The sequence below is a fragment of the Mesorhizobium sp. M0500 genome (assembly GCF_040321165.1).
Taxonomy (GTDB): domain Bacteria; phylum Pseudomonadota; class Alphaproteobacteria; order Rhizobiales; family Rhizobiaceae; genus Mesorhizobium.
Genome location: NZ_JAMYRB010000006.1, coordinates 127471 through 143411 on the forward strand (window position 1 = coordinate 127471; position 15941 = coordinate 143411).

The following is a 15941-nucleotide window of genomic DNA, read 5'->3' on the forward strand; positions in this document are numbered from 1 at the left end:
CGCCGCGCCCGACCGTTCTGCGACAGCGAGCCGAGGGAGAATGCAAATGCCGCCGAACTCCGCGCCGAAGTCGCCGGTCAAGACGCCGGCCGTGCGCTCTTTCGAAGACGAGCAGCGCACTGGGACGGATATCGAAGAGGAACTCGAGGAAGGCCTCGAGGATACATTCCCGGCCAGCGATCCGGTGTCGATCACCGGAACGGCCATTCCCGGCGCACCGGCAAGACCCGGCAAGCCCAAAAGCGTGGTGGGACAGAAGCGCAAGAAGTGATCTGCGCGGGGTGACAAAAAGCAGGGCTGAGGCCGGCACGATGGGCGGCCGGAAATTGCTGCCGCCCTTTCGTTTCCTCACCGCGTATTGTCGCCCGATCGGCTCAGAAGCTGCTTGGCACGATCCACGGGTCGATGCCGATGCCGAGCCTCGGGCCCTTGCTGCCGGCCTTGTGGGCCGCGGCATCGGCCTTTTCAAGCGATCCGGTTGGCGCGCAATCGAGCTTAGCACCGGTTTTGGTGTCGACGCAGGCCGCTTCTTGCTTGGCTGGCTGACTGCTGCCGGCAAATGCGGCGCCAGAGAGCGCCAGCAGGGCGGCGAGCGTGAGGATTGCCTTCTTCATCGTCGGTCTCCGGTTCAGCTATTGAATTTCTCGTACATGTACGGCATTGCGCACAGATACGCCCTGGCCTCCCGGTGTTCAAGCAAAATCGTACGCGTACGGAGAATTGCCGAACGCTCGGCGCCGCAGCGCAGATCGGTCGGAGAAGATCCTGCAGATCGGGAGGAGCGCCGCTCTTCAGCAGTTGACCGGCGGCGTGAGCGGCGCAATCTCGTGCGCGGCGATGGCTTCGAGCATGATGTCGCCGATCCGTGTGATGAACGTCGTCTGGTCGCCGAACGGGTAGAACGGGAAGGTGATCAGCAGCGAGATGGCGCCGTGGCCGACCGCCCATAGCATGGTGGCGATGGCGCGTGGATCGCCTTTGAGCCTACCGGCGGCAACGCAGGCTTCGACCCTCGCGATCAGCACTTTCATCGCCGGGTTGCCGCTCTCCATTTCGGCGAAGGTCTTTCCGGCTGGCGGCCTGACTTTTTCGGTCATGAAGACGGTGCGGTATTCGTTGGGATTTTCCAGCCCAAAGGCGGCGTATTCGACAAGCACCGCCTTGAGCGCCTCGATCGGGTCGTCGGCCGTATGATTTGCGATGCGCCTGGCCAAGGTCTCGAAGGCATCCTCGGCCAGCGCGAACAGGATGTCCTGCTTGTCGGCGAAATAGGAATAGACCGACATCGGCGCATAGCCAACGCGCTTGGCGAGCTTGCGGATGGTGAGGCCGTCATAGCCTTCTTCCTGGACAAGCTTGTGTGCGGCGTCGACAAGTTCGGAACGCAGTTCGGCCTTTTGTTTTTCGCGGCGCTCCTGGACGCTTAGCTGCAACTTTCTACTGCCTTATGACTGATGGCTGGATGCAGCATATATACGCTGTACGGCGTCGGGCAAGGGTGGCACGAAGCAGAAGCTTGACTGTCGCATGGCTGGCGATCGCGCTCGGCTTCGCCATGGAAGCTCTCATTCTGACCGTCAGATTTGCGGCAGGTGCCTACCCCGCGACGACGCAGGTTCTGATCGAACTGGCGCAAGGCGTGACCTGGTCGTTCTTCGTCTGCGCCGGCGTCAGCCTCGGCACGGCGCTCACCAAGGTGCGAGCCCGATCGAATACGGGCTGCTCGGCTGGACACTTGCGTCGCTGGCATCGAAGGAAGAACCGCGTCCGCTCCATTTCGCGCTGGCAGGCGCCCTGATAGGCGCGGTATTCGGCGGCGGCATCACGGTGCTGACCATCGAAACGGCCGCGGCAAATGATGCTGCTCTCGCAATGCCACAGGCGATCGCAACCGGCCTCAACGAGATCGTGTTCCCAATCGGTTGTTCACTGGTCGTCTACATTGCGCTGCAGGTCAGCCGTCACATGAAGTACGTCGCGGCCGAAGCCAAATAGATTTGGCACAGATAGATTTGGGCTTCTCCGCCTGACGAGAGTCAGACCGCTTCCGGCTGGCGTTCGATCAGCGTCAGCGTCAGCCAGCGCGCGGTCAGCGCCGGTTTTTTCGAGCCCTCGATCTCGATCGTCACGTCGTGCGCCGTCTGCACCCACCCCGACGGCCTGACCTTGACGTCGGCCAGCACGAAACGGGTGCGGATGCGCGAGCCGGTCTTCACCGGCGCCAGGAAGCGCAGCGAATCGAAGCCGTGATTGACGCCCATCTTGCTGTTTTCCAGCGGCGGCATGGTTTCGAAGGTCATCGCCGACAACAGCGAAAGCGACAGGAAGCCATGCGCGATGGTGCCGCCGAACGGCGTTTCGCGGCTGGCGCGTTCCGGATCGCAATGGATGAACTGATGGTCGTCGGTGGCATCGGCGAACTGGTCGATCATGCGCTGGGTGACGACCCGCCATGGCGACACGCCGACTTCCTTGCCGACGTTGGCCAGAAGCACATCGAGACTGATCGGTTCCACGCTGATGTCCTCCATCTTCACCCCCGGCATTTCACTCGCCGGATGGTGTGCGTCTCATTCCTTGAACAATGTCAGCCCGTGTTGCACCGACTGCCCGCCATCGATCGGCAGGATGGCGCCGGTGACGTAGCTGCCGGCCCGGCTGCACAAATAGAGCGTTGCGCCGGCAATGTCATCCGGTGCGCCGATGCGGCCGATCGGAACGTGGTTGCCGATATGTCTTGCCTGGTCCTCGGTGCCGGTGGCGAAGGCCGTCATCCGGCTCTGGAAAGGGCCAGGCGCAAAGGCGTTGACGGTGATGCGGCGGGCGGCGAACTCGATTGCCAGGATGCGCGTCAGGTGGTGAACCGCGGCCTTCGAGGCCGAGTAGGAGTAGGCATCTTCGGCCAAAGGCTGCGTGCCCATCACCGATCCGAGGTTGATCACCCGGGCCGGGTCGGCATCGCTGGCGGCGGCCTCGAGCAGAGGCAGCAATTCGCGCGTCAGGTGGAAGACCGCGGTGACGTTGACGCCGAACACCTTGGCCCAGGCATGGTAGGGAAAGCTTTCCAGCGGCGCGCCCCAGGAGATGCCGGCATTGTTGACCAGGATATGCAGCCGCTCGGTCCGCGCCCTGACCTCGGCCACAAGCGCCGCAATGCCGGCCTCGCTGGAGACGTCGCCGGCAAAACCTTCCGCCCGGCCGGATGCGCCAAGGCCGTTCAACTCGCCCGCTACCCTGACGCAATCCTCGCTCTTGCGCGAGGCGATCATCACGCTGGCGCCAGCCCTGACCAGAGCGGTCGCCGCCATGCGGCCGATGCCGGTCGCGGCGCCGGTGACCAGCGCCGTCTTGCCGGCGACTGAGAACAGCTCGTCCAGATAGCTCATCGTACCCTCCGCGCAATTCACCGCGCTTTGGTTCAAGGAAGCGGCTTCACGTCGACAAGGCTAGCCGAACTACGATTGTCCTTGCCACGGCTAAAGTATCCGGACCGAGGCGATGGTGCGCTTTGCGGCTGAAATGGTTAAGCCCCAGCGGCAAGGTGTCCGTTCGGCCGTGACATGGGTCGGATGAATGATGCGGCCATTTCCGTTAGCGAGCACCTTGTAAGCGGTTAATTTCGCACGTGAAGCAAGTCGTCATTACTCCTCCGCCCAAGCCGCAGGCGGGTCTTGAGGAGTTGGGAGGTGGCCGAGCAGTGGGGCGGGACTGACATTCGTATTCGTGGACGGGGACTATGCTTTCGGGGGGAAAGCCATGGGTAAGAAACAACGCACCGTCCTGCTGGCAGCGATTTTTGCGACTGCCTTTGGCGTCTTTTTGCTGATCCTGATCCTGCAGATGATCAGTTTTTTAGTGGACTAGACCGAAGCGAAACGCGTCCCTTTCCGGAGGGGCACTACCGCAGGCTTTCCAGTTCGCGGATGCGTTTGGCGCCGTCGGCCTCGAGCTGCCTTGTGACGGCGCCGATCAGCGTTTCGGCAACGACGAAAAGTGCGGCGGATGAGTCCCAGGCCGAAGGCACGGCGGTGCGCCCGGCAATGACGTGGCGGGCGAAGCGGGCGATCGGCGACAGCCACTGGTCGGTAAACAGCACGATCTGCACGCCGCGCTGGTTGGCGGTCTCGGCGAAACGGACCAGGCTATCCTGGTAGCGCCTGATGTCGAAGATCACCAGCACGTCGCGCTTGCCCATGTCGATCAGCCGGTCGCGCCAGACGCTTTCCTGGCCGGCGAGATGGAAGACGTTGGGTTTGATGATAGCAAGGTGGGCCGCCATGTAGCGCGCCAGCGGGTCGGTGAAGCGGCCACCGATCAGGAATGTCTTGCCGCGCCGGTCGGCCAGCTTGGCGACGATGTCGGCAAGCTGCTTGTCAGAGAGATGCCGGAATGTCTCGCGCATATTGTCGAGCGTCGCCTCCAGCATCGGCGACACGGCGCTGCTGCCCGGCGACGGGGAATTGAGTGTCCGTGACGCCGGCGACTGCAATTGCGCCGCCAGTTCGTCTTGCAGCGCCGACTGGAATTCCGGATAGTTCTGAAAGCCGAGCCGGGCGACGAAACGCAGGATCGTCGGCGATGATACGCCGGCCGTAGCCGAGAATTCGGCGACCGTCTTCAGCCCGATCAGTGGATAGCTGGCGATCAGCGCTTGCGCTGCGCGCCGCTCGCCGGCCGGCATGGTGCCGATGCGGTCGGAGATCAGTTCGGCAATGCTCGAAACCATGCTTTTTCCCCACCCTGGCCGTGCCGTTAGCGCATTATCGAAATCGCGTTTGACAAAGCCGGCCAAACTGTATGAAATCATCCGCAGGGACGCAATGAGGCAAAATACGTAACATACGATACAGCGCTCCCCGGGGACAGCAGACAATGGAGACAGCACGGCCCGCCAGCCTTGCATCGCCTGAAACCGTAAGGGTGACGAACCCCGGCGGATCGAGCCCCTTCGTGCTGACCTGCGACCACGCCTCCAATTTCCTGCCACCGGAATTCGGAACGCTCGGCCTTGCCGCCGAGGATCTTTCCCGCCACATCGCCTGGGATCCGGGCGCCTTGTCGGTGGCGCGCCGCATGGCCGAGGCGCTCGATGCGACGCTGGTCGAGACCTGCCTCTCGCGGCTCATCATCGACTGCAACCGCCCGCTCGACGCGCCGGACCTGATAGTGACGGTCAGCGCCAGCGAAAAAACCGTGGTCCCGGCCAACCAGGGACTTTCGGCCGACCAGCGGGAGGCGCGCATCGCGCTGGCGTGGCGACCGTTTCACGAGCGGATCGCAACGGTCATCGACGAGCGCCTGGCGGCCGGGCGGGAGACCAGGCTGGTCTCGATCCATTCCTTCACGCCGCTCTACAAAGGCAAAAGCCGGCCCTGGCACATCGGCATCATCCATGACGAGGACCGCCGGCTGGCGGCGCCGCTGATCGCGACACTGAAGCGGCTTGCCGGCGTCAGCGTCGGCGTCAACGAACCCTATTCGCCGGCCGACCGGGTCTATTTCACGCTGGAACGCCATGCGCGCTCGCGCGGGCTGCCCTGCGCAATGATTGAAATCCGCAACGACGAGATCGCCGGCGCGGCCGGGCAGCGGAAATGGGCGGATCTGCTCACCGGTATTTTTCTCAATCTGGAGCCCGAAGCGGCCAAGGCCTCCAGACCAAGCGCAGTCGGAAAGTCAGTTCAATCGGCCAGCTAAGAAACCAAAAGGGGACTTTAAAATGGTAGCACCGGGTTACAGCGAAGTTGACAAGAAGGAGGACCTGAAAGTTCTCCACGGAATGGGCTATGCTCAGGAACTGTCGCGAAGCATGAGCCGCTTCTCGAATTTCGCGATCTCGTTCTCGATCATCTGCATCCTCTCAGGCGGCATCAATTCCTTCGCGCAAGCGACGTCGTCCATCGGTGGCGCCGGCGCTGGCATCGGCTGGATCGTCGGGTGCATGGTTTCGGGATTTTTCGCGCTCGCCATGGCCCAGATCGCCTCTGCATTTCCGACCGCCGGCGGCCTCTATCACTGGGCATCCATCCTAGGGAACCGTTTCACTGGCTGGCTCACCGCATGGCTCAATCTGCTCGGCCTGATCACCGTGCTCGGCGCCATCAACATCGGTACTGCTTTCTTCTTCGTCGGCACTTTCGGCGGAGCCTTCGGCATGACTGGCACGCCTGGTGAGATCGTCGGGTTTGTCGCGTTCATCACCGTGTTGCAGGCGCTGCTCAATCATTTCGGCATCAAATTGACGGCTATGTTGACGGACGCCTCCGGCTTCCTGATCCTGGCAACAACAGCCGTGCTGATCGTCGCCTGCCTGATGTTTGCTCCAGCGATCGACATTACGCGGCTGTGGACGTTCACGAACTATTCGGGCGACGCGGGCGGCGGTGTTTTCCCGCAGTCCGATTCCATGACGTATCTCTTCCTGCTCTGCCTGCTACTGCCGGTTTACACCATCACTGGCTATGACGCGTCGGCGCATACTTCGGAAGAAACGTTGAGGGCGGCGCACTCGGTTCCGCGGGCAATCGTTTCGTCCGTAGTCTGGTCGTCGCTGATCGGCTGGGTGATGCTGTGCGCGATCGTACTGGCGATTCCGGACCTGGCGGCCGGCGCCAAGCAGGGCTGGGGCGTGTTCTTCGCCACGATGGACGCGATCTTGCCGGCGTGGCTGAAGACACTGCTCTATCTGGGCATCCTGATCGCGCAGTTCCTCTGCGGTCTGGCAACGGTCACCTCTGCCTCGCGCATGCTTTTCGCCTTCTCGCGTGATGGCGGCATGCCGGTCGGCTCGGCCTCGCTAGCCAAGGTCAGCCCGACCTGGCGCACGCCGGTCAATGCGATTTGGACGGCTGCTGTGCTCGAGGTCATCTATGTCTTTCTTGCCCAGTTCATCTCGGTCGGCGGCACGAACATCTATACCATCGTCGTCAATTCGACATTGGTGTTCCTGTTTCTGTCCTTCATCATTCCGATCGTGCTCGGCATGATGGCTTTCGGAACGGAAAAATGGCCGAACCCCGGCCCATGGAACCTCGGCGCCGGCCTGTTCAAGCTGTTTTGCATCCTGTCGGTCATCGGCATGGCGATCATCTTCTACATCGCCATCCAGCCGCCGAACGACAAAGTGCTCTATATCACCCTGGGCTTCATTGTGCTGACCGCGGTGCTTTGGTTCGGTTTCGAGAACCGCCGCTTCCAGGGGCCGCCCATCGGCGACCAGATCGCAAAGCGTCAGGCGGCGATCAAGGCAGCCGAGCTAGCCATAGGCGAAGCCGGCGCCTGACGCTCTCTGATGACCATGGCCGGCATCGTGCCGGCCATGGATTTCCGTTTCCTTTTCAAAGTGACAAGCCCGAAACGACAAGCGCTGGAGTGCCAAAGGAATGGCCGGAAATTTCTCCTTCGATCAGTTGAAGCAAGCGGTCTCCAGCGGCGAGGTCGACACGGTGCTGGCCTGCATCGTCGATATGCAGGGGCGGCTCGCGGGAAAGCGGTTCCTGGCCCGGTATTTCGTCGATTCCGCGCATGACGAGACGCATGGCTGCAACTATCTCTTGGCCGCAGACATCGATATGGAACCGGTGCCCGGCTACAAGGCGGCGAGCTGGTCGAAGGGTTATGGCGATTTCGTCATGAAGCCGGACCTTGCGACGCTGCGGCGCGTTCCGTGGCTGGAGAAGACGGCGCTGGTGATCTGCGACGTGCTCGACCACCATACCCATGACGACCTGGCGCATTCGCCGCGCGCCATGCTGAAGAAGCAGGTCAAGCGGCTGCAGGATCGCGGCTATATCGGCTATTTCGCTTCCGAGCTCGAATTCTATCTGTTCAGCGAAACCTACGATTCCGCCCGCAAGAAGCACTGGCAGGGCCTCGAGACGGCATCGCCCTACATCGGCGACTACCAGATCGGCATCACCACCAAGGAAGAAGGCGTCATGCGCCGGCTGCGCAACGAGATGGAGGCGGCCGGCATCCCGATCGAGAATTCGAAGGGCGAGTGGGGGCCAGGCCAGGAAGAGATCAATGTCCGCTATGCCGAGGCGCTCGACATGGCCGACCGCCACGTCATCCTGAAGAACGGCGCCAAGGAAATCGCCGAGTCCGAAGGCAAGGCGATCTCGTTCATGGCCAAGTACAATTACGGGCTCGCCGGCAATTCCAGCCACATCCATAATTCGCTGTGGAGCGCCGACGGCAAGACGCCGTTGTTCTACGACAAAAATGCCGAGTGGACGCTGTCGACACTCGGCCAGCAATGGGCGGCCGGCCAGCTCAAATATGCCAAGGAATTCACCTGGTTCCTGGCGCCCTACATCAATTCCTACAAGCGCTTCCAGGCCGGCACCTTTGCGCCGACCAAGATCATGTGGAGCGAGGACAACCGCACCGCCGGGTTCCGTCTTTGCGGCGAGGGCACCAAGGGCATCCGCATGGAATGCCGCATCGGCGGCGCCGATTTGAACCCCTATCTGGCTTTCGCCGCGCTGATCGCGGCCGGGCTTGCCGGTATCGATGAAAAGCTTGAACTGCAGAAGCCCTTCGTCGGTGATGCCTACCAGGCCTCGCAGCTGCCTGAAATTCCAAAGACATTGCGCGACGCCACCGCGACGCTGGCGGAATCGAAAATGCTGAGGCAAGCGCTCGGCGACGATGTGCTGGAACATTACGTCCACACGGCACACTGGGAACAGTTCGAGTACGACCGCCGGATTACGGACTGGGAACTGCACAGGGGGTTCGAGCGGTATTGACGGCGTTGCGCTTTACGCAATATTGTTGCGGTTATCGCACCAGCAACACGCAGGAGGCAGCGTTTGCCCAAAGGTAGAGCCCATGTCGACAAAGCGTGGTTCATGAGTCGAATGAACGAGCGCAAGCTCACGGTACGCAGCATGGCCGGCCGCATGAACATACACTACAGCGCCTTGTCGCGGACACTGAACGGTGAACGGCGTATGCAGGTCGACGAGATACGCAAGATCGCTGAAATTCTCGACCGGCAGGAAAGCGAGATATTGGTGCACCTCGGAAGTTCCAATGATGCGGCGAGGCCACCGGAGCCTGATCGCCGGTCTGGTTTCGAGGAGGGGCAAGTGGATTTCGTGGATGACATGAACGGCAACAAGGAAGAGTACATCGTGCCGCCTCGGGGTGCCGATCCGTTGTTTGGATGCATGGCCGGGACGCTCACCCTGCTTCCGGACGTCGACTATACCGCGCCCGCCGATCCGGATTGGGGCAATGTCTATGACGAGTGAGGGGGTTCTGCTCGACACATGCTTCATGCTGTGGCTGTCAACGGAGCAGCCGGTCACGAGGGCTGCGGTCGAGAAGGTGACCAGCGCACGCAAAAATGGCAGCGTGATCGCCGTTTCCGTGATGTCCGCCTGGGAAATCGGCATGCTTGTAGCCAAGGGCCGGTTGCCATTCATCAAGTCACCGCTCGCATGGTTCGAACGGTTCGTGCAGACCGGGGCAGCGAGCGTCGAGGGGATCGACAGTGAGCTTTTGGTCGAGTCTTCGTTCCTGCCCGGCGTCGTTCACAACGATCCAACGGATCGGATCATCATAGCCACGGCGCGCTCGAAAAACCTCGAGATCATCACCCGCGATCGCGCAATCCTTGCCTATGGCGCGGCCGGCTTCGTCAAAACAGTGCCTTGTTGATTTGGAGACCTCTTTGGAAACCGTGAAGATAAAATCCCCCGTCGACGGTTCGATCTATGCCGAACGGCCTCTTGCCACCGACCAGGCGATCGGTGCCGCGGTCGAACGTGCCAAGGCGGCGCAGGAGAAGTGGGCTGAGACGCCGGTCGTCGAGCGCGGCAAATACATGCTTGCCATGCTGGAAGCGCTGGTCGCCATGACCGACGAGATCGTGCCGGAGATCGCCTGGCAGATGGGCCGGCCGGTGCGCTATGGCGGCGAGTTCGGCGGCGTCAGGGAACGCGTCAGCTACATGGTCGAGATCGCCGAGGCGGCCCTGAAGCCGGTCATGGCCTCCAATCCGAAGGACGGCTTTCGCCGCTATGTGAAGAAGGTGCCACTCGGCGTGGTCATGGTGATCGCGCCGTGGAACTATCCCTATCTCACCGCCGTCAACACCATCGTCCCGGCGCTGATGGCGGGCAGCGCCGTCATCCTCAAGCATGCGGCACAGACATTGTTGGTCGGCGAACGGTTTCAGCAGGCGTTTGATAAGGCCGGCCTGCCCAAGGGCCTGTTCCAGAACCTCGTCCTGAACCACGCGCAGACTGAAAGGCTGCTCGGCTCCGGCAAGATCGACCATGTCAACTTCACCGGCTCGGTCGCCGGCGGCCGCGCCATCGAAAAGGCGGCGGCGGGCACCTTCATGACGCTCGGCCTCGAACTCGGCGGCAAGGATCCGGCCTATGTGCTGCCGGACGCAAAGATGGACCATGCCGTTGCCAATCTGGTCGACGGCGCCTTCTACAATTCCGGCCAGTGCTGCTGCGGCATCGAGCGCGTCTATGTCCACGAGAAGGTCTACGATGAATTCGTCGAGGGCTTCATTGCCGAGACCAGGAACTACGTCGTCGGCAATCCGCTCGACCAGGCGACCACCATGGGGCCGATGGCGCAGGCGCGCTTCGCCGACCTGATCCGCGAGCAGAAGGCCGAGGCGTTGCGCAAGGGCGCCAGGGCACACATCAATATGAAGGTGGCCAACGACAGGCAAGGTTCCCCCTATCTGGCGCCGGAAGTGCTGACCCAGGTCGACCACCAGATGAGCGTCATGCGCGAGGAAAGCTTTGGCCCGATCGTCGGCATCATGAAGGTGCGCAACGACGAGGAAGCGATCGCGCTGATGAACGACAGCCCCTATGGGCTGACGGCCTCGATCTGGACGCGCGACACCGGCCATGCGGCGGCGATCGGCGATCGCGTCGAGACCGGCACCGTGTTCATGAACCGCTGCGACTATCTCGACCCGGCGCTGGTCTGGACCGGCGCCAAGGACACCGGCAAGGGCGCGGCACTGTCGGCCATCGGCTACGACAATCTGACCAGGCCGAAATCATACCATCTGCGCGAGGTGATCTAAGGTGGCGATCGACAAGCATGCGATCGCTGTTGAGGGGGAGTAATGGCGGATACACAACAATCGGCGCTGCCAGATCGTGAGGGTCCCGAGAGTATCGGCGGATGGCTTGTCCTGCCGATGCTCGGGTTGATTCTCACGCCGATACTGGGGTTGGTACAACTGCACAATTCCGACTATCTCGGCATGTTACAGAACTGGCAGGCCTACAGTTTGTCCCAAGGTGTGCTGATTCTTGCCGAATTGGTGATATCCGGCATACTAAACCTTACGGCCCCGGCCCTATTATTGTTCTTCATGTTCAAGCGCTGGCAGATATTCCCCGGCTGGTACATGATTTGGGCATTCGCGATGCCGGTATATGCCGTTCTCGATCCATGGGCTGTGCATCTGGCTTTTCCCACCGTCGTTCCAGAATTGGCCGATGCGTACGACGCAGACACCGTAGGCGGAATTTCGCGCTCGATATGGGCCGCAGTCATCTGGGTTCCGTACATGATGCGGTCGGAACGTGTGGCCAACACCTTTGTGAACTAATGACGTCCAAGAGCACGAAAGCAGTCAAGAAGGTCGAAATGACAAAACTCGTTTCCAAATGGAATTACCCGACGACCGTCCGCTTCGGCGCCGGACGCATCAAGGAGCTGCCGGAGGTGCTGGCGGCGACCGGCATCAAGCGGCCGCTGTTCGTCACCGATCCGGGACTGGCCAGGCTGCCGGTGGTGGCCTCGACGCTGAAGATCCTCGACGACGCCAAGGTGCCGTATGGCGTATTTTCCGAGGTCAAGCCGAACCCGGTGGATTCCAACCTGACCGCCGGCATTGCCGTGTTCAAGAAGGGCAAGCATGACGGCGTCATTGCCTTTGGCGGCGGCTCGGCGCTCGACCTGGGCAAGCTGATCGCCTTCCAGGCCGGGCAGACACGGCCGGTCTGGGATTTCGAGGATGTCGGCGACTGGTGGACACGCGCCGATGCCGATGCGATCGCGCCGATCATCGCCGTGCCGACCACGGCCGGCACCGGCTCGGAGGTCGGCCGCGCCGGCGTCATCACCAATGAGGCGAGCCACACCAAGAAGGTCATCTTCCATCCAAAGCTTTTGCCGGCGATCGTCATTGCCGATCCGGAGCTGTCGGTCGGCATGCCGGGCTTCATCACCGCCGGCACCGGCATGGATGCGCTTGCCCATTGCCTCGAAGCCTATTGCGCGCCGGGCTATCACCCGATGGCCGACGGCATCGCCGTGGAAGGCATAAGGCTGGTCTTCGAAAACCTGCCGAAAGCCTACGCCAACGGCAAGGATCTGGTCGCCCGCGCCAACATGATGAGCGCCGCTGCCATGGGAGCGGCCTCCTTCCAGAAAGGGCTTGGAGCGATTCATTCGCTGTCGCATCCGATCGGCGCGCTCTACGACACCCACCATGGCATGACCAACGCCGTGTTCATGCCCTACGTGCTGGCCTTCAACCGAGAGGCGATCGAGCCGCGCATAGCCCGGCTTGCCGCCTATTGCGGCATCAAGGGCGGATTCGACGGTTTTGCCAAGGCGATCATCAAGCTGCGCAAGGAGCTCAAGGTGCCGCATGCGCTGCCCGGCCTGATCAAGGGGCTCGACATGGACAAGAAACGCAAGGGCCTGATTGCCGACATGGCGGTGGTCGATCCGACCGCGGGCGGCAACCCGGTCAAGCTGACCAAAAAGGCGGCGCTGACGCTGCTCGAAAACGCCATCGCCGGCACCGTCTGAGACAATTTTCGCATCGGAAATCGACTTGGGAAAAGAGGCAAAGGAAAGGGGGAAAGATGAAAGGCAAGATCGAAACTAGTTAGCCGGAAAAAGAATCGCGAAGCGATTGCTACAGCCGGTTAAAAAGAGTTTACTTTTTCATACTGCGGGGCATCGCTTTCACAAAGCTTTCATCTGGCTGTCACACGAAAACGATACCGCATCGCAGGCGTCCAACGGCGTCAGTTCAACGGAGAGAACACATGTTCAAATTCACGGGAAAACTGCTTTCCCTTTCGGCCGTCGCCCTGATGGCGACCTCTGCCATCTCGTCGGCCCAGTCCATGGATGAACTGGTCGCCGCAGCCAAGGCTGAAGGCCAGCTCACCACCATCGCGCTGCCCCATGACTGGTGCGGCTACGGCGCGGTCATCGACGGCTTCAAGGCAAAATATCCGGAACTCACAATCAACGAGCTCAACCCCGATGCCGGCTCCGGCGACGAGGTCGAGGCGATCAAGGCCAACAAGGACAACAAGGGCCCGCAAGCGCCCGACGTCATCGACGTCGGCCTGAGCTTCGGCCCGACCGCAAAGAAGGATGGCCTGATCCAGGCTTATAAAGTGTCAACCTGGGACTCGATCCCGGACAGCGCCAAGGATGCCGAAGGCTTTTGGACCGGCGACTATTACGGCGTGCTTTCGTTTCTGGTGAACAAGGACCTGGTCAAGGAAGCGCCGGCCGACTGGGCCGACTTGCTGAAGCCGGAATTCGCCAATGCCGTGGCGCTCGCCGGTGACCCGCGTGCTTCGAACCAGGCCATCCAGGCAGTCTATGCCGCCGGCCTTTCCGGCGGTGCGGCTGCCGGCGAAGCCGCCGGCACGGCTGGTCTCGACTTCTTCAAGAAGCTCAACGCCGCCGGCAATTTCGTGCCGGTCATCGGCAAGCCCGCGACGCTTGCCCAAGGCCAGACGCCAATCCTGGTGACCTGGGATTATAACGCGCTTGCCGGCCGTGATACGCTGAAGGGCAATCCGCCGGTCGACGTCGTCGTGCCGAAGACCGGTGTCGTCGCCGGCGTCTATGTTCAGGCGATTAGTGCTTACGCGCCGCACCCGAATGCTGCCAAGCTATGGCTGGAATATCTCTATTCCGACGAAGGCCAGATCGGCTGGCTGAAGGGCTATTGTCACCCGATCCGCTTCAACGACCTCGCCAAGAATGGCAAGCTCCCGGCTGATGTGATGGCCAAGCTGCCGCCGGCCGAGTCCTATGCAGCCGCGGTGTTCCCGACGCTCGACGAGCAGGGCAAGGCCAAGGAAGCCATCACCAAGAACTGGGATGCCGTCGTCGGCGCCAACGTCAAGTAAGACTTGAGATCAGCCGGGCGGCTTAGATCGCCGCCCGGCATACCTCCAGGACGGTAGCCGGCGCATGACCGATATCTCGTTGTCCGATCACGCTGTTGCCGGGAAGACCGCGCCTCCTGCCGACGCCCGCAGCATGAGGCTGCCGACGCAGTGGCTTGGCGTTGCGCCTTTCTTCATCTTCGCCATCATGTTCCTGATCCTGCCCACGCTCTATCTGATGCTTGGCGCATTCCGGAACGATGCCGGCGAATTCACTTTCGAAAACATAGCGGCCTTGGCGCAGCCGTCGATCGTTGCCGCCTACTGGATCTCAATCAAGGTCAGCCTCGCCTCGTCGCTGATCGGTGCTTTCGCGGGGCTTGCCATTGCCATCGCCATCGTGCGCGGCGGGCTGCCGGAGTGGATACGCTCGGCGACACTGACCTTTTCCGGCGTGGCCTCCAATTTTGCCGGCGTGCCGCTGGCCTTCGCCTTTCTCGCGACGCTCGGCCGGCTCGGGCTCGCCACGGTGCTGCTCAACGTCTTGGTCGGCTTCAACATTTATGCCCATGGTTTCAACATCCTGTCGTTCTGGGGCCTGACGCTGACCTATGTCTATTTCCAGATCCCGCTGATGGTGGTGATCATCGTGCCGGCGATCGATGGGCTGAAGAAGGAATGGGGCGAAGCGGCGGCAACGCTTGGCGCGACCCAGGCGCAGTTCTGGCGCATGGTCGTCATTCCGGTGATCTGGCCAAGTTTCCTCGGCACCGTCATCCTCTTGTTCGCCAACGCCTTCGGTGCCATCGCCACCGCTTACGCTCTGACCGGCTCCTCGCTTAACATCGTCCCTATCCTGCTCTACGCGCAGATCCGCGGTGACGTGCTGCACAATGCCCATCTCGGCTACGCCATCGCCTTCGGCATGATCGTCATCACTGGGCTGGCCAATGTCTTCTACATCTGGTTCAGGACGCGCTCTGAGAGGTGGCTCAAATGAAGTCCGGCAGATTCTGGGCCTGGATCGTCTTCGCGCTGGGCGCGGCCTATTTCTTCATTCCGCTGATCGCGACCGTGGAATTCTCCATGCGCATGCGGCGCGGCGCGTATTCCTTCGATGCCTATCAGGTCGTGCTCGGCGATCCCCGCTTCCAGGCGACCTTCATCTATTCGGTGGTCGCCGCCATCTTCACCATCATCCTTGGCGTGCTGGTGGTGGTGCCGGCGGCGTACTGGATTCGTCTGCGGCTGCCGCAGCTAAGGCCCGTCGTCGAGTTCATCACGCTGTTGCCGCTGGTCATCCCGGCCATCGTTATCGTCTTCGGCTACATCAGAATGTACGGGTCGAACTCACCGCTGCCGTTCCTGGCCAGCGACACAGGAGCCAATGCCTTGCTGGTCATCGGTTATGCGACACTGGCGCTGCCCTATATGTATCGCGCCGTCGACACCGGGCTTCGCACCATCGACGTGCGGACACTGACTGAGGCGGCGCAGATCCTCGGCGCCGGCTGGGGCACGATCATCGCTCGGGTCATCCTGCCGAACGTGCTGATCGCGGTGCTGTCGGGCGCCTTCCTGACCTTCGCCATCGTCATCGGTGAATTTACCATGGCCAGCCTGCTCAACCGGCCTGCTTTCGGACCCTATCTGCAGAACGTCGGCGCCAATCGCGCCTACGAGCCGGCGGCGCTTGCCATCATCGCCTTCGCCATCACCTGGGGCTGCATGTCGCTGATCCAGATCCTGTCGCGCTTCGCGCCGCGATCGGCGAACCGTCCGAACTGACCCGAAAGAAAA

General features: G+C 61.7%; 19 protein-coding genes. 14 read left to right on the forward strand and 5 right to left on the reverse strand.

The annotated features are described in order from the left end of the window. Window positions 1-46 precede the first annotated feature (46 nt). Window positions 47-271 (forward strand): hypothetical protein, encoded by a 225-nt coding sequence (locus NKI70_RS13985; RefSeq protein ID WP_023675341.1) that lies wholly within the window; start codon window positions 47-49, stop codon window positions 269-271. A gap of 103 nt (window positions 272-374) precedes the next feature. Here the strand turns inward: NKI70_RS13985 and NKI70_RS13990 are convergent, their stop codons facing one another. Continuing rightward, on the reverse strand, window positions 375-614 hold the full coding sequence (locus NKI70_RS13990; protein WP_352588218.1) for a DUF680 domain-containing protein: 240 nt from the start codon (window positions 612-614) through the stop codon (window positions 375-377). A 177-nt stretch (window positions 615-791) separates the two neighbouring features. Then, complete coding sequence (locus NKI70_RS13995) at window positions 792-1433, reverse strand: TetR/AcrR family transcriptional regulator (RefSeq protein ID WP_023675343.1); 642 nt, start codon at window positions 1431-1433, stop codon at window positions 792-794. Between the two features lie 83 nt (window positions 1434-1516). On the opposite strand from NKI70_RS13995, the gene NKI70_RS14000 reads away from it, so the two are divergent. Then, window positions 1517-1798 carry a hypothetical protein gene (locus NKI70_RS14000; RefSeq protein WP_352690437.1) on the forward strand — a complete coding sequence of 94 codons (282 nt, stop codon included), beginning with the start codon at window positions 1517-1519 and terminating at the stop codon, window positions 1796-1798. Between the two features lie 29 nt (window positions 1799-1827). Further along, entirely contained in the window at window positions 1828-1995 is a 168-nt protein-coding gene (locus NKI70_RS14005; RefSeq protein ID WP_352690440.1) for a hypothetical protein, read from the forward strand. Between the two features lie 41 nt (window positions 1996-2036). On the opposite strand, the gene NKI70_RS14010 is transcribed toward NKI70_RS14005, so the two are convergent. From NKI70_RS14010 to NKI70_RS14020, 3 genes are all read right to left on the reverse strand, one after another. Then, entirely contained in the window at window positions 2037-2531 is a 495-nt protein-coding gene (locus NKI70_RS14010) for a MaoC family dehydratase (RefSeq protein ID WP_031211357.1), read from the reverse strand. A gap of 39 nt (window positions 2532-2570) precedes the next feature. Next, window positions 2571-3386, reverse strand: a complete 816-nt coding sequence (locus NKI70_RS14015; RefSeq protein ID WP_352698542.1) for an SDR family oxidoreductase — start codon at window positions 3384-3386, stop codon at window positions 2571-2573. A gap of 512 nt (window positions 3387-3898) precedes the next feature. Continuing rightward, a complete protein-coding gene (locus NKI70_RS14020; RefSeq protein WP_352682540.1) occupies window positions 3899-4726 on the reverse strand; it encodes a MurR/RpiR family transcriptional regulator in 828 nt (275 codons plus the stop codon). Window positions 4727-4872: 146 nt separating this feature from the next. Between NKI70_RS14020 and NKI70_RS14025 the strand changes: the two genes are divergently transcribed. The 11 genes from NKI70_RS14025 to NKI70_RS14075 all read left to right on the forward strand — a co-directional run bounded on the left by NKI70_RS14025 (window position 4873) and on the right by NKI70_RS14075 (window position 15929). Beyond that, on the forward strand, window positions 4873-5697 hold the full coding sequence (locus tag NKI70_RS14025) for an N-formylglutamate amidohydrolase (protein WP_352682538.1): 825 nt from the start codon (window positions 4873-4875) through the stop codon (window positions 5695-5697). A gap of 22 nt (window positions 5698-5719) precedes the next feature. Next, a complete protein-coding gene (locus tag NKI70_RS14030) occupies window positions 5720-7282 on the forward strand; it encodes an amino acid permease (RefSeq protein ID WP_352682536.1) in 1563 nt (520 codons plus the stop codon). Window positions 7283-7382: 100 nt separating this feature from the next. Further along, complete coding sequence (locus NKI70_RS14035; RefSeq protein ID WP_352690447.1) at window positions 7383-8753, forward strand: glutamine synthetase family protein; 1371 nt, start codon at window positions 7383-7385, stop codon at window positions 8751-8753. Between the two features lie 111 nt (window positions 8754-8864). Next, window positions 8865-9260, forward strand: a complete 396-nt coding sequence (locus tag NKI70_RS14040) for a helix-turn-helix domain-containing protein (RefSeq protein WP_352698545.1) — start codon at window positions 8865-8867, stop codon at window positions 9258-9260. Further along, the gene (locus NKI70_RS14045) at window positions 9244-9669 is read left to right on the forward strand and encodes a type II toxin-antitoxin system VapC family toxin (protein ID WP_352506370.1); all 426 of its coding nucleotides are present in this window, start codon (window positions 9244-9246) and stop codon (window positions 9667-9669) included. The genes NKI70_RS14040 and NKI70_RS14045 overlap by 17 nt, the downstream gene beginning before the upstream one ends. Then, window positions 9632-11068 (forward strand): aldehyde dehydrogenase family protein, encoded by a 1437-nt coding sequence (locus tag NKI70_RS14050; protein ID WP_352724668.1) that lies wholly within the window; start codon window positions 9632-9634, stop codon window positions 11066-11068. Before NKI70_RS14045 ends, NKI70_RS14050 begins: the two co-directional genes overlap by 38 nt. Before the next feature lie 42 nt (window positions 11069-11110). Continuing rightward, the gene (locus tag NKI70_RS14055; protein ID WP_352698549.1) at window positions 11111-11602 is read left to right on the forward strand and encodes a DUF2569 domain-containing protein; all 492 of its coding nucleotides are present in this window, start codon (window positions 11111-11113) and stop codon (window positions 11600-11602) included. A 38-nt stretch (window positions 11603-11640) separates the two neighbouring features. Continuing rightward, window positions 11641-12813, forward strand: coding sequence for an iron-containing alcohol dehydrogenase (locus NKI70_RS14060; RefSeq protein WP_352698551.1), 1173 nt, complete (start codon window positions 11641-11643; stop codon window positions 12811-12813). A 242-nt stretch (window positions 12814-13055) separates the two neighbouring features. Continuing rightward, the gene (locus tag NKI70_RS14065; RefSeq protein ID WP_352698553.1) at window positions 13056-14162 is read left to right on the forward strand and encodes an ABC transporter substrate-binding protein; all 1107 of its coding nucleotides are present in this window, start codon (window positions 13056-13058) and stop codon (window positions 14160-14162) included. A gap of 64 nt (window positions 14163-14226) precedes the next feature. Next, entirely contained in the window at window positions 14227-15141 is a 915-nt protein-coding gene (locus NKI70_RS14070; protein WP_023675356.1) for an ABC transporter permease, read from the forward strand. Then, window positions 15138-15929 (forward strand): ABC transporter permease, encoded by a 792-nt coding sequence (locus NKI70_RS14075; protein WP_352588181.1) that lies wholly within the window; start codon window positions 15138-15140, stop codon window positions 15927-15929. Before NKI70_RS14070 ends, NKI70_RS14075 begins: the two co-directional genes overlap by 4 nt. Window positions 15930-15941: the final 12 nt, after the last annotated feature.